At 70.8% G+C, this 16,459-nt stretch carries 14 protein-coding genes; 1 reads left to right on the forward strand and 13 read right to left on the reverse strand.

The window, feature by feature from the left end; all coding sequences use genetic code 11:
- Positions 1-31 precede the first annotated feature (31 nt).
- From LQ326_RS28110 to rsmH, 13 genes are all read right to left on the reverse strand, one after another.
- Positions 32-751, reverse strand: a complete 720-nt coding sequence (locus LQ326_RS28110; protein ID WP_234541395.1) for a YggS family pyridoxal phosphate-dependent enzyme — start codon at positions 749-751, stop codon at positions 32-34.
- Positions 752-757: 6 nt separating this feature from the next.
- Entirely contained in the window at positions 758-1,486 is a 729-nt protein-coding gene (gene pgeF / locus LQ326_RS28115; RefSeq protein WP_234541400.1) for a peptidoglycan editing factor PgeF, read from the reverse strand.
- A gap of 10 nt (positions 1,487-1,496) precedes the next feature.
- Positions 1,497-2,693: a cell division protein FtsZ gene (ftsZ, locus tag LQ326_RS28120; protein WP_181807665.1), complete on the reverse strand. Its 1,197-nt coding sequence runs from the start codon at positions 2,691-2,693 to the stop codon at positions 1,497-1,499.
- 278 nt (positions 2,694-2,971) lie between these two features.
- Positions 2,972-3,769 (reverse strand): cell division protein FtsQ/DivIB, encoded by a 798-nt coding sequence (locus LQ326_RS28125; RefSeq protein ID WP_234541402.1) that lies wholly within the window; start codon positions 3,767-3,769, stop codon positions 2,972-2,974.
- A gap of 29 nt (positions 3,770-3,798) precedes the next feature.
- Positions 3,799-4,887: an undecaprenyldiphospho-muramoylpentapeptide beta-N-acetylglucosaminyltransferase gene (gene murG, locus LQ326_RS28130; RefSeq protein WP_234541404.1), complete on the reverse strand. Its 1,089-nt coding sequence runs from the start codon at positions 4,885-4,887 to the stop codon at positions 3,799-3,801.
- A gap of 6 nt (positions 4,888-4,893) precedes the next feature.
- A complete protein-coding gene (gene ftsW, locus LQ326_RS28135) occupies positions 4,894-6,249 on the reverse strand; it encodes a putative lipid II flippase FtsW (protein WP_234541405.1) in 1,356 nt (451 codons plus the stop codon).
- A gap of 66 nt (positions 6,250-6,315) precedes the next feature.
- Positions 6,316-7,773 carry a UDP-N-acetylmuramoyl-L-alanine--D-glutamate ligase gene (murD, locus tag LQ326_RS28140; RefSeq protein ID WP_234541408.1) on the reverse strand — a complete coding sequence of 486 codons (1,458 nt, stop codon included), beginning with the start codon at positions 7,771-7,773 and terminating at the stop codon, positions 6,316-6,318.
- On the reverse strand, positions 7,755-8,825 hold the full coding sequence (gene mraY, locus LQ326_RS28145; RefSeq protein WP_181807536.1) for a phospho-N-acetylmuramoyl-pentapeptide-transferase: 1,071 nt from the start codon (positions 8,823-8,825) through the stop codon (positions 7,755-7,757). Before mraY ends, murD begins: the two co-directional genes overlap by 19 nt.
- Positions 8,825-10,237 (reverse strand): UDP-N-acetylmuramoyl-tripeptide--D-alanyl-D-alanine ligase, encoded by a 1,413-nt coding sequence (locus tag LQ326_RS28150; protein ID WP_234541409.1) that lies wholly within the window; start codon positions 10,235-10,237, stop codon positions 8,825-8,827. The genes mraY and LQ326_RS28150 overlap by 1 nt, the downstream gene beginning before the upstream one ends.
- Before the next feature lie 28 nt (positions 10,238-10,265).
- Positions 10,266-11,930, reverse strand: coding sequence for a UDP-N-acetylmuramoyl-L-alanyl-D-glutamate--2,6-diaminopimelate ligase (locus LQ326_RS28155; RefSeq protein WP_234541411.1), 1,665 nt, complete (start codon positions 11,928-11,930; stop codon positions 10,266-10,268).
- Positions 11,931-11,972: 42 nt separating this feature from the next.
- Positions 11,973-13,760, reverse strand: a complete 1,788-nt coding sequence (locus tag LQ326_RS28160; protein WP_372496974.1) for a peptidoglycan D,D-transpeptidase FtsI family protein — start codon at positions 13,758-13,760, stop codon at positions 11,973-11,975.
- A 209-nt stretch (positions 13,761-13,969) separates the two neighbouring features.
- Positions 13,970-14,500, reverse strand: coding sequence for a cell division protein FtsL (gene ftsL / locus LQ326_RS28165; RefSeq protein WP_234541414.1), 531 nt, complete (start codon positions 14,498-14,500; stop codon positions 13,970-13,972).
- 33 nt (positions 14,501-14,533) lie between these two features.
- Positions 14,534-15,490 (reverse strand): 16S rRNA (cytosine(1402)-N(4))-methyltransferase RsmH, encoded by a 957-nt coding sequence (gene rsmH, locus LQ326_RS28170; protein WP_234541416.1) that lies wholly within the window; start codon positions 15,488-15,490, stop codon positions 14,534-14,536.
- Between the two features lie 365 nt (positions 15,491-15,855).
- Between rsmH and LQ326_RS28175 the strand changes: the two genes are divergently transcribed.
- The gene (locus LQ326_RS28175) at positions 15,856-16,404 is read left to right on the forward strand and encodes a beta-class carbonic anhydrase (protein ID WP_181807490.1); all 549 of its coding nucleotides are present in this window, start codon (positions 15,856-15,858) and stop codon (positions 16,402-16,404) included.
- The last annotated feature ends 55 nt before the right edge of the window (positions 16,405-16,459 follow it).

Raw genomic sequence — 16,459 nt, forward strand, 5'->3', positions numbered from 1 at the left:
TTTTCTGCTGTGGTCCGACTTCCTGGCGACGTTACCCGAGCCTGGGGCGGACTCCGAGTACCGCAGTGCCGACGCGTACATGTGTCGCCCCGGCGGCCACGGCTTCCTCAAGGTCCGCACTCATCCCTGCGGAGACCATGTTCGCAGCCGGATGGGCTCGGCGCAGGTCAGTCGACAAATCCATCAACCGCTCGAACGCCGCGCGCGGGCGCCCCGCGTACTCCCCGGTGAGCGGGGCGACGGTCATGAGGCCGTCGAGCCGCAGTCCCGGCGAACCGGCGACAAGGTCGGCCAACTCTTCGATTCCGCCCGGCGCCACGCCGCCGCGCTCCCCCCTTCCGCTCGTGCCCGCGTCGAGCGCGACCTGCAGAAGACAGCCGACCTCGCGCCCGGCCCGCACCGCCTCCCTGGACAGCACGTCCACGAGCTTGGAACGATCGACGGACTGCACGAGATCCGCATAACCCACGACGGATCGCACTTTATTGGTCTGCAATTGCCCAACGAAGTGCCAACTAAGGGGCAGATCCGAGCACTCGGCAGCCTTGGGGGCCGCGTCCTGGTCGCGGTTCTCCGCGACATGGCGCACCCCGAGCCCGGACAGGATCCGCACGTCGCTCGCCGGGTAGGTCTTGGTGACCACGATCAGGGTCACCTCCTCCCGCTTGCGCCCGGCCGCCGCACAGGCGGCGGCGATGCGCTCCTCCACTTTCGCCAGGTTCGCGGCGAGTTCGGTCCTACGGTCCGTCATGTCTCATCAGTCCAGCCAAACATATCCGGCGAGCCGCCCGGTGGTGCGGTCCCGGCGGTACGAGAAGTGATCGCGCGATTCCAGCGTGCACACCGGCGACTGCGCCCGGTCGAGCACCCCGGCGCGCGCGAGTTGTGCGTGCACCCCGGCGCTCACGTCCACCGCCGGGGTGCCCCAGCCGGTCTCGGCGTGCGCCGCCGGCTCGACGGCGGCCACCTCGGCGCGCATCGTCTCCGGCACCTCGTAGCAGCGGCCGCAGACGGCGGGGCCGGTACGGGCGACGATCCGGGCCGGGTCGGCGCCGAGTCCGGTCATCGCGCGTACGGCGGCGGGCACGACCCCCGCGACCATCCCGGGCCGTCCCGCGTGGGCGGCCGCCACGATCCCGGCGACCGGGTCGGCGAGCAGCACGGGCGTGCAGTCGGCGGTGAGGACGGCGAGGGCGAGCCCCCGGCGCGCGGTGACCACCGCGTCAACCTCGGGTACCGGGCGGTCTCCCCAGGGCTCGTCCACGACGGCCACGTCGTTTCCGTGGACCTGGTTCATCCAGACCACCCGGCCGGGGTCCAGGCCGAGCGACTCGGCGGCGATCTCCCGGTTGGTCCGTACCGCGTCGGGGTCGTCGCCGACCGCCCCGCCCAGGTTGAGCTCTTCGTACGGAGCGGCGCTCACCCCGCCCCACCTGTCGGTGAAGGCGAAGTGCGCGCCGCTCACGGTCTCGCGCTGTCCTGTCACGTCGTAAGGATCACTTGAGGAAGTCCGGTACGTCCAGTTCCTCGGCCGCGCTGTCCGTGTACGTCCGCGACGGCGGGACCGGCGGGGCGACCGGGATGTCGGCCACCGGCTCGGGCGCCGGCTCCGGCTCCTCCTTCGGGGTCACGCTGCCGAGCGAGCCGAAGGAGGGGCGCTCGGGCTCCCGCCGGGCCGGAGCGGGCTCCTCGCGACGGGCGGAGGCCGAGGACGAGCCGAGCACGTTGTCCCGGCGGGCCGGGGGCTGGCCCCCGTCGAAACCGGCCGCGATGACGGTGACGCGGACCTCGTCACCGAGAGCGTCGTCGATGACCGCGCCGAAGATGATGTTGGCCTCGGGGTGAGCCGCCTCGCTGACCAGCTGGGCGGCCTCGTTGATCTCGAACAGGCCGAGGTCGGAGCCGCCGGAGATGGAGAGCAGGACGCCCCGGGCGCCGTCGATGGAGGCCTCCAGGAGCGGCGAGGAGATCGCCATCTCGGCGGCGGCCACCGCGCGGTCGTCGCCACGGGCCGAGCCGATGCCCATGAGGGCCGAACCGGCTTCCGACATGACCGACTTGACGTCGGCGAAGTCGAGGTTGATCAGGCCGGGGGTGGTGATGAGGTCGGTGATGCCCTGCACACCGGAGAGCAGGACCTGGTCGGCCGACTTGAACGCGTCGAGCACCGAGACCTGGCGGTCCGAGATGGACAGCAGCCGGTCGTTGGGGATGACGATGAGGGTGTCGACCTCTTCGCGGAGTTCGGCGATGCCGTCCTCGGCCTGGTTGGCGCGGCGCCGGCCCTCGAAGGTGAACGGGCGGGTGACCACGCCGATGGTGAGGGCGCCGAGGGAGCGCGCGATGTTGGCCACGACGGGCGCGCCGCCGGTCCCGGTGCCGCCGCCTTCGCCGGCCGTCACGAAGACCATGTCGGCCCCCTTGAGGACCTCCTCGATCTCCTCGCGGTGGTCCTCGGCGGCCTTGCGGCCGACGGCCGGGTTGGCGCCGGCGCCGAGTCCCCGGGTGAGTTCACGGCCGACGTCGAGCTTGACGTCGGCGTCGCTCATCAACAGCGCCTGTGCGTCGGTGTTGATGGCGATGAACTCGACGCCCTTGAGACCGACCTCGATCATCCGGTTGATGGCATTGACACCACCGCCGCCGACACCGATGACCTTGATGACTGCGAGGTAGTTCTGCGGTGCTGCCACGTCGAAGGCCTCTCGCCTCGAATTACGTTGCCGTCCACGTGCGGTGCCCCGCGCGGGACGGCAGATGCCGATTGGGACGGTCCGTAGCGCCGACCCGAACCCTAACCCTGAAGTTTAGGGTTACCAGTGTGTCTGTTCCCTGGAGTCTTCTGAACAGGACACTAAGTCGACAAGCGGCGCCCGTTCAACGAACACGCCGAACCTCCCGTTTTTCTTTTCACCCTATGTGATCAGGCATAGCGGTGCCCAACCAGGGTGCTGGCCTGCGCTGATGTACGTCAACTCGCCGATGACGCAGGGGCGGTGGGAACACTTACGTCGAAGTGGCGGGCACCGGAAGCGGCTTTCATGAGCGCGGTGAGCGTGCGCGCCTTCGCGGCGCCGTTCTCCGAACTGCCCCACTCGACGACCTGGCCACCGCCCAACTCCAGCGAGATGTCGTCGTAGGAACGGACCTTGAGGGTTCGGGTGTCCCGGCGGACGGCGGCCGGAAGGGCACGCGCGACCTCGACCGCTTCCCGCACCAGCCGGTCCGTGCCGAACCGGCGCAGGCTCGCGGTGGCCGAACCCGACCGGGACAGGCTCAATTCGAGCGCCGGGACGCCTTCCGGCGCCCGAGAAACCGTGGCGAAACGGACGCCGCCCTTGTCCACTTCGATGAAGTTTCCGCCTTTTTCGATAAGCAGCACCGGCGTGCGCTCGACCACTTTCAGCCCGATTCCGTGCGGCCAGGAACGGACGACGTCCACCGCGTCAATTCGGGGCAGTTCCCGGCGCAGTCGGGCCTCGATCCCGTCGGTGTCGACGGAGACCATCGGCGCTCCGACCGGGACTCCGGCGGCCGCGAGGACCTGCCCGGGGGTCAGAACGGCCGTACCGGACACGGAGACATGACGCACCCGCAGCCACGGGGAGCCGTACAGCAGCCAGCCGGAACCGGACCCGAGGAGCACAACGGCCAGCACCAGGATGACGATCCTACGAAAGCGGCGGTTCCGCAGCCGACGGACGAGCGGCGGGCCGGACGACTCCTGCCGGCGTTCACCGCGTTCGGCGGTGGTGGTCGGTCCGGCCACGCTACTCACTTGCCTTTCGTCATACGGTCCTATCGGCGTGAGGCGATCGCCTCGTACACCATGCCGACGAGCAGGTCGTCGGCGTCCCGGCGGCCGAACTCGCTTGCCGCGCGGGACATCTCGTACAGCCGGTGCGGGTCGGCGAGCACGGGCAGGACGTTCTGCTGCACCCACTCCGGGGTGAGTTCCGCGTCGTCGACCAGCAGGCCGCCGCCGGCCTTGACCACCGGCTGGGCGTTCAGCCGCTGTTCGCCGTTGCCGATGGGCAGCGGGACATAAGCGGCCGGAAGTCCGACGGCGGAGAGTTCGGCGACGGTCATCGCGCCCGCGCGGCAGAGCATCATGTCGGCCGCGGCGTACGCGAGGTCCATCCGATCCAGGTAACTTACCGGGATATAAGGGGGCATTCCCGGCATCTGGTGTACCTGCGGCAGTTCGTTCTTCGGGCCGACCGCGTGCAGGATCTGGATGCCGGCCTGCTGGAGCCAGGGCGCGACCTGCTGGACGACCTCGTTGAGGCGGCGGGCGCCCTGGGAGCCGCCCGAGACCAGCAGCGTGGGCAGGTTGGGGTCGAGGCCGAAGCGGTGGCGGGCCTCGGGACGGACGGCGGCCCGGTCCAGGGTCGCGATGGAGCGGCGCAGCGGGATGCCGATGTAGCGGGCGTCGCGCAGCTTGCTGTCCGGGGTGGAGACGGCGACCTTGGCGGCGTACCGGGAGCCGATCTTGTTGGCGAGGCCGGGGCGGGCATTGGCCTCGTGGATCACGATCGGCACGCCGAGGCGCTTGGCCGCGAGGTAGCCGGGCAGGGCGACGTAGCCGCCGAAGCCGACGACGCAGTCCGCCTTGGTGCGCTCCAGGATCTGCTCGGCGGCCTTGATGGTGCCGCGCAGCCGGCCCGGGACGGTGATCAGTTCGGGGGTGGGCTTGCGGGGCAGCGGCACCGCCGGGATCAGTGCGAGCTCATAGCCGCGTTCCGGGACGAGCTTGGTCTCCAGACCGCGCTCTGTGCCCAGGGCCGTGATCCCCACGGTGGGGTCCTGCCTGCGCAGGGCGTCCGCGAGGGCGAGCGCGGGCTCGATGTGGCCGGCGGTCCCCCCACCAGCGAGTACGACATGCACCGAAATTCACCGCTCTCCGGACGAGCGCGCCGCCGAGGCACGCCGTCGCATCGTGTTCCATCTCCGAGGCCCCTGAGGGCCCCCGGCTCCCCGCTTTCTACCAAAGCGAGGTTGCCGCATCGCAAGCGCCGCCCGCGCAGCGGGCTCGTCGCGTGCGAAGGCGATCAGCAGCCCGATGGCGAACATGGTCGGCAGCAGGGCGGAGCCTCCGTAGGAGAACAGCGGGAGGGGGACGCCGGCGATCGGCAGCAGACCGAGCACCGCACCGATGTTGATCACCGCCTGAGCGGTGATCCAGGTGGTCACGCCTCCCGCGGCGTACCTCACGAAGGGGTCCTCCGTGCGTCCGGCCACGCGGATACCCGCATAGCCTAGAGCCGCGAAGAGGGCCAGCACCGACAGTGTGCCCGCCAGGCCCAGTTCCTCACCGGTGACGGCGAAGATGAAGTCGGTGTGGGCTTCAGGGAGTTGCCCCCATTTCTCCACACTCGCACCGAGCCCGGATCCGAAGAGCCCGCCGCTGGCCAGGGCGTAGATGCCATGAACGGCCTGCCAGCAGTCGGCGACGCCGGTCTTCGGCTCGGTGGCGCCGATGCAGGCGAGCCGGGCCATGCGGTTGGGGCTGGTCTTGATGAGGATCACACCGAGCACGCCCGCGATCGACAGCACCCCCGCGAACAGCCGGGTCGGCGCCCCCGCCAGCCACAGCAGGCCGAACAGGATCGCGGTGAGGATGATCGCGGTACCCATGTCGCCGCCGAGCATGATCAGGCCGAGCAGCAGGAAGCTCACCGGAACGAGCGGCACCAGCATGTGCTTCCACTGGGTCAGCAGCCGCTTCTCCTGTTTGCGCGCCATCAGGTCGGCGCCCCACAGCACGAGGGCGAGCTTGCCGAACTCGCTGGGCTGGATCTGGAAGGAGCCGCCGAGGGAGATCCAGTTCTGGTTGCCGTTGACGGACATCCCTATCCCCGGCACCTGCACCAGCGCCATCATGAAGACGGCGCCGGCGAGGATCGGGTAGGCGAGCGCCCGGTGCAGTTTCACCGGCATGCGGGACGCCGCGAACAGCAGCGCGCCCCCGATGCAGGCGGCCAGGAACTGTTTGCGGAAGAAGAACGAGCCGGGCAGCGACATCTGCAGCGCGGTGATCTGGGAGGCCGAGTAGACCATCACCAGACCCAGCACGATGATCAGCAGACTGCCGCCGAGGATCAGGTAGTAGGCGGTCAGCGGCCGGTCCCAGGCCCGGTGGGCCCGCGTGTGGAGCCGCCGCAGCGGGTTGTCGCGGGAGGCGCGGGGCGCGGCGGGCCGGCGGACCGCTCCCTGTACGGGCGGCCGGCCGGTGCGGCTACCGGGCATCAACGCCTCCGCTGCACGTCGAGCGTCCCACGCGTCCCTCCCAAGGTCGCCCGGCAGGCGGCCGGGTCAGGCGCCGAGTTCGCGAACCGCCTGAGCGAACGCGTCACCGCGCTTGTTGTAGTTGGCGAACATGTCCATGGAGGCACAGGCGGGTGCCAACAGCACCGTGTCTCCGGCGACGGCGAGTCGCCGTGCCTCCCGGACCGCCGCGAGCATCGCCCCAGTGTCGGTCCGGTCGAGGTCGACGACCGGGACTTCGGGCGCGTGTCGCGCGAGGGCCTCGCGGATGAGGGCGCGATCGGCGCCGATGAGCACCACACCGCGAAGCCGCTTCGCCGACTTGGCGACCAGCTCGTCGAAGGTCGCGCCCTTCGCCAGCCCGCCCGCGATCCATACGATCGACTCATACGACGCCAACGAGGCTTCCGCCGCGTGGGTGTTGGTGGCCTTGGAGTCGTCGACGTACGCGACCTGGTCCACGTCGGCGACGTGCGCGATGCGGTGGGCGTCCGGCGTGAAGGCCCGCAGCCCGTCCCGTACGGCCGTGGGGGGCACCCCGTAGGCGCGCGCGAGGGCCGCCGCGGCAAGGGCGTTGGCGATGTTGTGCGGGGCCGGCGGGTTGACGTCGGAGACCTCGGCCAGTTCCTGGGCGTTCTTGTGCCGGTTCTCGACGAAGGCGCGGTCGACCAGGATGCCGTCCACGACGCCGAGTTGGGACGGTCCCGGGGTGCCGAGGGTGAAGCCGACGGCCCGGCAGCCCTCCTCGACGTCGGCCCCGCGCACCAGTTCCTCGGTGAGCTTGTCGGCGACGTTGTAGACGCAGGCGACCCGGTTGCCCTCGTAGACGCGGCCCTTGTCCTTGGCGTACGCCTCCATGGAGCCGTGCCAGTCGAGGTGGTCCGGGGCGACGTTCAGCACGGCCGCCGAGTGGGCGCGCAGCGAGGGCGCCCAGTGCAGCTGGTAGCTCGACAGCTCCACCGCGAGGACGTCGTACGCCTGGTCCTCGAGGACCGCGTCGAGCAGGGAGACGCCGATGTTGCCGACCGCCGCCGTGCGCAGGCCCGCCGCCCGCAGGATCGACGCCAGCATCTGGACGGTGGTGGTCTTGCCGTTGGTGCCCGTGACGGCCAGCCAGGGGGCCGCGTCGGGGCCCCGGAGCCGCCAGGCCAGCTCGACGTCGCCCCAGATGTCGACACCGGCCGCGCGGGCCGCCTGGAACAGCGGCTTGTCCGGCTTCCAGCCCGGCGCGGTGACGATGAGTTCGGTGCCCTCCGGCAGGGTGCCCGCGGCCGAGCCGCTGACGGACGCGGTGTCACCGAGACGTACCGTGACGCCCAGCGCCTCCAGTTCGGCGGCCTGCTCACGCGCGCGTGCGTCGTCGCCGTCGTTGACGACCGTGACGATCGCCCCGCGCGCGTGCAGCACCTTGGCCGCCGGGACACCGGAGACGCCGAGCCCGGCGACGGTGACGTGCATGCCCTGGAAGTCCGGGGACACCGAGGAGGTCACTTGTCCGCTGCCCATCCTGCGTAGAAGAGGCCGAGTCCGACAATCACACAGATGCCCTGGATGATCCAGAAGCGGACCACCACGAGGACTTCGGACCAGCCTTTGAGTTCGAAGTGGTGCTGGAGCGGTGCCATCCGGAAGACGCGCTTGCCGGTGAGCCGGAAGGAGCCGACCTGGATGACGACCGACATCGTGATGAGGACGAACAGGCCGCCCATGATGGCGACGAGGAGTTCGGTGCGGGACAGGATCGCCAGGCCCGTGAGGACACCGCCGAGCGCGAGCGAACCGGTGTCGCCCATGAAGATCTTGGCAGGCGAGGTGTTCCACCACAGGAAGCCCAGGCAGGAACCCATCAGCGCGGAGGCGATGACCGCGAGGTCCAGCGGGTCGCGCACCTCGTAGCAGGCGTTGGGGTTGGTCAGGGTGATCGCGTTGGCGCAGGACTCCTGGAACTGCCAGACGCCGATGAACGTGTAGGCGCCGAAGACGAGCACGGAGGCGCCGGTGGCGAGGCCGTCCAGACCGTCGGTCAGGTTCACGCCGTTCGACATCGCGAGGATCATGAACAGCGCCCAGACCACGAACAGCACCGGGCCGATCGACCAGCCGAAGTCCGTGATGAAGGACAGCTTCGTGGACGCCGGGGTGTTGCCGCGCGCGTCGGCGAACTGGAGCGAGAGCACCGCGAAGGCGATACCGACGATCAGCTGGCCGGCCATCTTCGCCTTGGCCCGCAGACCCAGCGAACGCCGCTTGACGATCTTGATGTAGTCGTCCAGGAAGCCGACCAGGCCCATCCCGCACATCAGGCCCAGTACCAGCAGGCCCGAGTAGGTCGGGGTGTAGCCGGTGATCACCTTGGACAGGAAGTAGGCGGCGACCGTCGAGAGTATGAAGGCGATACCGCCCATCGTCGGCGTACCGCGCTTGCTGGCGTGCTCGCGCGGGCCGTCGTCACGGATGTACTGGCCGTAGCCCTTGCGGGCGAGGAGCTTGATCAGCAGCGGGGTACCGATCAGCGTCAGGAAGAGACCGATGACGCCCGAGAAAAGGATCTGCTTCATCATCGGGCATCAACACCCTCGGCACCGGCCTCGAGGAGCGCCTGCGCAACGCTCTCCAGCCCCACCGACCGTGACGCCTTCACGAGTACGACGTCCCCCGGGCGCAACTCGCTGCGCAACAGGTCGATCGCCGCCTGTGCGTCGGACACGTGCACCGACTCCTCACCCCACGAACCCTCGTTGTATGCGCCCAGTTGCAGCCAGGAGGCTTCCACGCCCCCGACAGCGACGAGCTTGCCGACATTGAGCCGGACGGCAAGCCGTCCGACCGCGTCGTGCTCGGCGAGCGCCTCGTCCCCGAGCTCGGCCATCTTGCCGAGCACCGCCCACGTGCGGCGCCCCTTGCCCATGGCCGCGAGCGCGCGCAGCGCGGCTCGCATGGACTCGGGGTTGGCGTTGTAGGCGTCGTTGACGATGGTCACGCCGTCCGGGCGCTCGGTGACCTCCATACGCCAGCGGGAGAGGGAGCCCGCCTCGGAGAGCGCGAGGGCGATCTCTTCCGCGGACATGCCCAGCTCATGGGCGACGGCGGCCGCGGCGAGCGCGTTCGACACGTGGTGCTCACCGTACAGGCGCATGGTCACATCGCTTGCACCGGAGGGTGTGTGAAGGCTGAACGCGGGCTGTCCCGTGTCCGTGAGTCGTACGTTCTCGGCCCGTACGTCCGCTTCGGCCGACTCTCCGAAAAGGACCACCTTCGCCTTGGTACGGGAGGCCATGGCCCGCACCAACGGGTCGTCCGCGTTGAGGATCGCGGCGCCGCCGTCCTCGGCCGCGGGCAGCGCCTCCACCAACTCACCCTTCGCCTGGGCGATCTGCTCCCGGCCGCCGAACTCGCCGATGTGGGCGGTGCCGACGTTGAGGACCAGGCCGATCCTCGGGGGCGTCAGATCGGTCAGGTAGCGGATGTGGCCGATGCCGCGGGCGCCCATCTCCAGCACCAGGAACTTCGTCTCCTCGGTGGCGGACAGGGCGGTCAGCGGCAGCCCGATCTCGTTGTTGAGCGAGCCGGGCGTGAACACGGTCGGCGCCTTGGTGCGCAGCACCTGGGCGATCAGGTCCTTGGTACTGGTCTTGCCGGCCGAGCCGGTCAGCGCCACGAGGGTCGCGCCGAGCCGTCGTACGACATGACGCGCGAGGGCGCCGAGGGCGGTCTGGACGTCGTCCACGACGATCGCGGGCACGCCGACGGGGCGCGACGCCAGTACGGCGACCGCGCCCTGCTCGACGACCTGGGCGGCGAAGTCGTGGCCGTCCACGCGCTCGCCCACGAAGGCGGCGAACAGACTGCCCGGCCCCGCCTCGCGGGAGTCCCGGACGACCTCGCCGGTGACCAGGACGGACGGATCCGGTATGTCGTGCGTCTGCCCGCCGACGACTGCTGCGATCTCGGCGAGAGAGAGGGCGATCACAAGTTCATCCCCTGGGTCTTCTGGATTTTCATCCCTGGGTTTTCTGGATGGCTTCGCGGAGGACCTGACGGTCGTCGAAGGGACGGATCACGCCGGCGACGTCCTGGCCCTGTTCGTGGCCCTTGCCGGCGACCAGCACGGTGTCGCCCGGGTGCGCGCGGGCGACGGCGGCCTCGATCGCGGCGGCCCGGTCCTCGAAGAGGAGCACCTCGCCGCGCTCGTGGACGGGCACCGAGGCGGCGCCTTCCAGCATGGTCGCGAGGATGGCGAGGGGATCCTCGGAGCGGGGGTTGTCGGAGGTCAGTACGGCGATGTCGGCGAGCCGGGCCGCGGCGGCGCCCATCGGGGCGCGCTTGGTCCGGTCGCGGTCGCCGCCGCAGCCGAGGACGATGAGCAGCCGGCCCTTGGTGACCTTGCGCAGGGCCCTGAGGACCGACTCGACGGCGTCCGTCTTGTGGGCGTAGTCCACGACCGCGAGGTAGAGCTGTCCGGCGTCCACGCGCTCCAGGCGGCCCGGCACGCCCGGCACGGCGGCGATGCCGTCGGCGGCGGTCTGCGGGTCGAGGCCGGCGGTGGCGAGGGCGACGATCGCGGCGAGGGTGTTGGCCACGTTGAAGGGGCCCGGCAGCGGCGACTTGGCGGCGATCCGGACGCCCTCGGGCCCGATGACGGTGAACGTCGAGTCCATCGGGCCGATGTGCACGTCGGCGGCCCGCCAGTCGGCGTCCGGGTGGCCCTCGGCGGAGTAGGTGACGACGGGTACGGAGGCCTCCCGGACGAGCCGGCGGCCGTACTCGTCGTCGACGTTGACCACGCCCCGCCTGCTGCGTTCCGGGGTGAACAGCTGCGCCTTGGCCCGGAAGTAGTCCTCCATGCCGGAGTGGAACTCCATGTGCTCCGGGCTGAGGTTGGTGAAGACGGCGATGTCGAAGACGCAGCCGTCGACCCGGCCGAGGACCAGGGCGTGGCTGGAGACCTCCATGGCGACCGCCTCGACCCCGCGCTCGCGCATCACGGCGAACAGGGCCTGGAGGTCGGTGGCCTCGGGGGTGGTGCGCTCGGACTTGATGCGCTCCTCGCCGATGCGCGTCTCGACCGTGCCGATCAGGCCGGTGCTGCGCGTGCCCTTCAGACCGCCCTCGACCAGGTAGGCCGTGGTGGTCTTGCCCGAGGTGCCGGTGATGCCGATCTGGAGCAGGTCGCGGCCCGGCCGGCCGTAGATGGTGGCCGCGAGCTCGCCCATCCGCGCGCGCGGGTCGTCGGCCACCAGGACCGGCAGGCCGGTCGCGGCGGCGCGTTCGGCGCCCGTCGGGTCGGTCAGGACGGCGACCGCGCCGAGCCCGGCGGCCTGGGCGACGAAGTCGGCGCCGTGCAGCCGGGCACCCGGCAGGGCGGCGTACAGGTCGCCGGGGCGGACCGCGCGCGAGTCATGGGTGATGCCCGTGACGTCGACTGCGCCTGTCGCGGGTTCCGGGGCGGCGGCACCCAGCTGATCGGCGAGCTCCGCGAGGGGTGTGGCGGAGTTCTGAACCGGCCTGGGCGGCCCCGGATGTGTCACGGAAGCGCCCTTCTGGGTGGTTTGGGACTGATCAGCGTGTGGCACGGCGGTGAGCGTACCGGGCGCACCCGCTTCGGAGCGAAGCGAGGGGCGCGGCATCCCGTGGTTCCCGGGATCGGGGGTGATCGTTGTCACGAACTCGTTCCTGGTGGTCTGTGCGAGGTGCTGAGGCGCTGATCAGGGCTTGTAGTCGACGGGCAGACCGGCCGCCTTGGCGCCGGTCGGCGGGATCTGGAGGGTCTTGAGGGCGAACTCCATCACCTGCTTGTAGATGGGGCCGCAGATCTGGCCGCCGAAGTAGCTGCCGGCGGTGGCGTTCTGGATGGCGCAGTAGACGGTGATGCGGGGCTTGTCCGCGGGTGCGAAGCCGGCGAACGACGAGGTGTAGCCGCGGTATCTGCCGGTGGCCGGATCCACCCGGTTGGCGGTGCCGGTCTTGCCGGCGACGTTGTAGCCGGGGATGGCCGCCTTGGCGCCGGTGCCCTGCTCGTCGTCCACGACGGACTCCAGCATCTCGGCCAGGGTCTTCGCCGTCTTCGCACTGATCACACGGGTCTTCTTGGGCTGGGCGGCCGGGGTGTAGCGGCCGTCGGCGCCCTTGGTGCCGCGCACCAGGGTCGGCTCGACGCGGACCCCGCCGTTGGCGATGGTCGAGTAGACGGAGGCCGCCTGCATGGCGTTGATGGAGAAGCCCTGGCCGAAAGGAATCGTGTACTGCTGCGACGTCGACCACTTGTCCGGGGCGGCCAGGATGCCCTTGGTCTCGCCGGGGAAGCCGAGCCCTGAATAGCTGCCGATGCCGAACTTGCGCAGGTACGAGTAGAGGACCCGGTTGGCCTGTTCCTGGGTCTTGCCGAGCTGGCCGGCGGCCAGGATGGTGCCGATGTTGCTGGACTTGGCGAGCACGCCGTTGAGCGTGAGGTACCAGGTGGCGTGGTCGACGTCGTCCTTGAAGAGCCGGTCGCCGCGGTGCAGCCGGTTGGGCACCACCACGTGCGTGAGCGGGGTGGCGGCGTTCTGCTCCAGCACGGCCGCCATCGACATCACCTTGGCCGTGGAGCCGGGCTCGTAGGCGTCCTGGAGGGCCGCGTTGCCCAGGTCGGCGGCGTCGGCCGACGCCAGGTCGTTCGGGTCGAAGCCGGGCGAGTTGGCCATGGCCAGGACCTGCCCGGTCTGCGTGTCCTGGACGACCACGTACCCGCGGTCGGCCCTGGACTGCTTGACCTGCTCGGTGATGGCGTTCTGCGCGGCCCACTGGATGTCGCGGTCGATGGTCAGCTCGACGTCGGAGCCGGCCACGGCCGGGGTCTCGGTGGAGCCCGCGGTGGGCACCTCGCGGCCGCCGGACTGGGCGTAGCGGATCTTGCCGTCCTTGCCGGTGAGCTTCTTGTCCAGCTGCGACTCGATGCCGCCGCCGCCCCTGCCGTCGGCGTTGACCCAGCCCAGTATCCCGGCGGCCAGGTCGCCGTTCGGGTAGACCCGCTGGCTGCTGGGGTCGGCGAAGACACCGGCCAGCACGTTGACGGTGCTGTGGTCGGTCCCGGTTTTGGCGGTCAGCGCGGCCTTCAGGTCCTTGATCTGCTTCCAGACCTGCGGGGTCTGCCGGGTGGCGAGCCGGACGTAGCGCAGCTCCTTGTTCGCGGGCCGCAGCAGCTTGACGAGGTCGGCCTGGTTCCTGCCGAGGATCGGGGCGAGCAGCGCGGCGGCCTGCTCGGGTCCGTCGTCCACCTTGAGCTGCTTGCTGGTGAACATCGTGGGGTCGGCGGTGATGTCGTACGCGTCCTCGCTGATCGCCAGCGCCACGCCGTTGCGGTCGGTGATCCCGCCGCGCTCGGCGGCCAGGGTGTGCACGACGTACCGGTTCTGCTCGGCCTTCGCCGCGTACGCGCTGGCGTCGACGGCCTGGACCTGGAGCAGGCGCCCGACGAAGACCGTCAGCACCAGGGTCAGGGCGAGGCCGACCATGCGCAGCCGGGGGCGGGGGCTGCCGAGACGCAGGGCAGGCGCGGCCGCGGGGCGCGGGGCGCCGGGACGGCGGACGGGGCGGGCGCCTGGGCCGGGGCCGGGCTGCCGCCGGACGGCGCCTTTGGGGTCCCGGGGGCGGGGCGGCTTGGGAGGGCCGGGCACACGGCGGCGCGGCGATCGCCTTTCTCCAGAAGTGTCTGGCACTTCCGTCACCTGCCGGGGGTCGGGGTCGGGGACGTCACGGGGGTGGCACCGGGGGCCGGCGTGGAGGCCGCCGCCGGGGTGATCACCGGCACGGAGGCAGTGGGCGCCGGCGCGCCTGCGGACGGTGTGCCGAGGGCCTCGGGGGCGAGGGGCACGGTCGTCTGCCGGAGGGCGGCGGGGCTGGGGACGCCCTTGACGGTGCCGTCCGGGTCGAGGAAGGCCGGGTCGCCGCCGGGGACCATGCCGAGCTCGCGGGCGCGGCGCTGGAGGGCGTCCGGGGCGGAGTAGGCGTCGATGTCCCGCTGCAGGGCCTGTTCCTCGTCGGTCAGGTTCTTGGTCTGCTTCTGCAGGTCGTCGAGTTGGAACGAGCCCTCACTGAGCGCCGAGTTCAGCACCAGCAGACCGATCAGGCCGCCGCCGAGGAGCAGGACGACGAGCAGGACGAACGGGGTGCGGGCGGCCTGGTTGGCTTGGCCGCCCGGAAGGAGCCGGGCGAGCCGGGCGGCCCGCCCGCGCAGCTCGGGTTTCCTACTCACGTGTCCTCCGGTGGGTCCGGAAACCCCGCTGGCTCACTCGGCTTCCTCCCTGATGCGCTGGGCTCCCCGAAGACGTGCCGGCGCGGCCCTGCGGTTCTCGGCGACCTCTTCCTCGGTGGGAAGTTCGGCACCGCGCGTGAGCAGCTTGAGCCGGGGCTGGTACTGCTCGGGCACGACCGGCAGCCCGGGCGGCGCGGTGGTGGCGGCGCCGGCCGCGAACACCTGCTTGACCAGACGGTCTTCGAGCGAGTGGTACGACAGTACGGCGATCCGGCCGCCGACCGCGAGGGCCTTCACGGCGGCCGGGATCGCCCTCTCCAGGACCGCCAGTTCACCGTTGACCTCGATGCGCAGCGCCTGGAAGGTGCGCTTGGCCGGGTTGCCGCCGGTGCGCTTGGCGGCCTGCGGCAGCGCGTTGCGGATCAGCTCCACGAGCCGGGCGCTGTTGCTGAACGGCTCCTTCTCACGCTCCCGGACGATCGCCGAGACGATCCGCTTGGCCTGTTTCTCCTCGCCGTACGCGTACAGGATCCGGACGAGCTCGCCGGCCGGGTAGGTGTTGAGGACGTCGGCGGCGCTGATGCCGGTCGTCTGGTCCATGCGCATGTCCAGGGGCGCGTCCTGGGCGTAGGCGAAGCCCCGGTCGGCCTCGTCGAGTTGCATGGAGGAGACGCCGAGGTCGAAGAGCACACCCTGCACGCGCGCGATGCCGAGGCGTTCGAGTACGCCGGGAAGCTCGTCGTAGACGGCGTGCACCAGGGTGGCGCGCTCACCGAAGGGGGCGAGCCGCTCGCCGGACAGCCGCAGGGCCTCCTTGTCGCGGTCGAGGGCGACCAGGCGGGCCTCGGGGAAGCGGGTCAGCAGCGCCTCGCTGTGGCCGCCGAGGCCGAGGGTGCAGTCGACGACCACGCTGCCCGGCCGCTCCAGGGCGGGTGCCAGCAGATCCAGGCACCGCTGCAGCATCACCGGGACGTGTCGACTCTGGCTCAAGGGGGCCTCTCAGTTCCGGTCAGTTCCGGCAACGGGGACGCACCGCCGGGTCCCCGCCCGCTCGGTACGCGCGCCGCGCACGTGGGGAGACGGCCCGGGCGCGGTGCCGGGGTCTCCGGGGGATTTCACCAGCGGGGAGAGCCTCGCCTCCCGCTTCGCGTCACTTTAGTCCACCGTGTCGCGCGGTCAATCAACCGGCCTGCGCGGCGCGTACGGCGGCCCGACCACGGCGGGGATTGACCGGTAATCATCCGTTCGGCTGCGTTTTGCCATCCCTGTGGATTAGCTCACAACAAGCCACGATGACGTTCTTTGTCGCCTCTCACAGGAGGCCGTGACCGCCCTTGACCAGTAACGTCATGACTATGACGACTTCCGCAGCAGCTCCCACTGGATCCGAAGGCGCCATAACCATGGACGGCACCGTGACGGATCGCCTGGTCGACGCCAACCGGACCTACGCGTCCGCCTTCACCGACCCCGGCATGGACGCCCGGCCCGTGCTGCACGTGGCCGTGGTGGCCTGCATGGATGCCCGCCTGGACCTGCACCAGGCGCTAGGCCTGCAGCTCGGCGACTGCCACACCATCCGCAACGCCGGCGGCGTGGTCACCGACGACGTGATCCGCTCCCTCACCATCAGCCAGCGCAAGCTCGGCACCCGCAGCATCGTGCTGATCCACCACACCGGCTGCGGCCTGGAGGCTCTCACCGAGGAGTTCCGCACCGAGCTGGAGATGGAGGTCGGCCAGCGCCCGGCCTGGGCGGTGGAGTCCTTCCGGGACGTCGACCAGGACGTCCGGCAGTCCATGCAGCGGGTGCGCACCTCGCCGTTCCTGCTGCACACCGACGACGTACGCGGCTTCGTCTTCGACGTCCGCACCGGCCTCCTGCGCGAGGTCGACCCGGCCTGACCGGTCCCCGCCCGGCCGCCCGCGAGGCCTCACCCGGCCGAGCGGCCCGACGGCG

This window comes from Streptomyces shenzhenensis (assembly GCF_021462265.1).
Lineage (GTDB): Bacteria > Actinomycetota > Actinomycetes > Streptomycetales > Streptomycetaceae > Streptomyces > Streptomyces shenzhenensis.

Coding starts and splice junctions, on each gene's coding strand:
- LQ326_RS28110 (WP_234541395.1), bottom strand. CDS start 751: ATGACGGACCGTAGGACCGAACTCGCCGCGAACCTGGCGAAAGTGGAG.
- ftsW (WP_234541405.1), bottom strand. CDS start 6,249: ATGCCCGGTAGCCGCACCGGCCGGCCGCCCGTACAGGGAGCGGTCCGC.
- murD (WP_234541408.1), bottom strand. CDS start 7,773: ATGGGCAGCGGACAAGTGACCTCCTCGGTGTCCCCGGACTTCCAGGGC.
- mraY (WP_181807536.1), bottom strand. CDS start 8,825: ATGAAGCAGATCCTTTTCTCGGGCGTCATCGGTCTCTTCCTGACGCTG.
- LQ326_RS28160 (WP_372496974.1), bottom strand. CDS start 13,760: ATGGTCGGCCTCGCCCTGACCCTGGTGCTGACGGTCTTCGTCGGGCGC.
- LQ326_RS28175 (WP_181807490.1), top strand. CDS start 15,856: ATGACGACTTCCGCAGCAGCTCCCACTGGATCCGAAGGCGCCATAACC.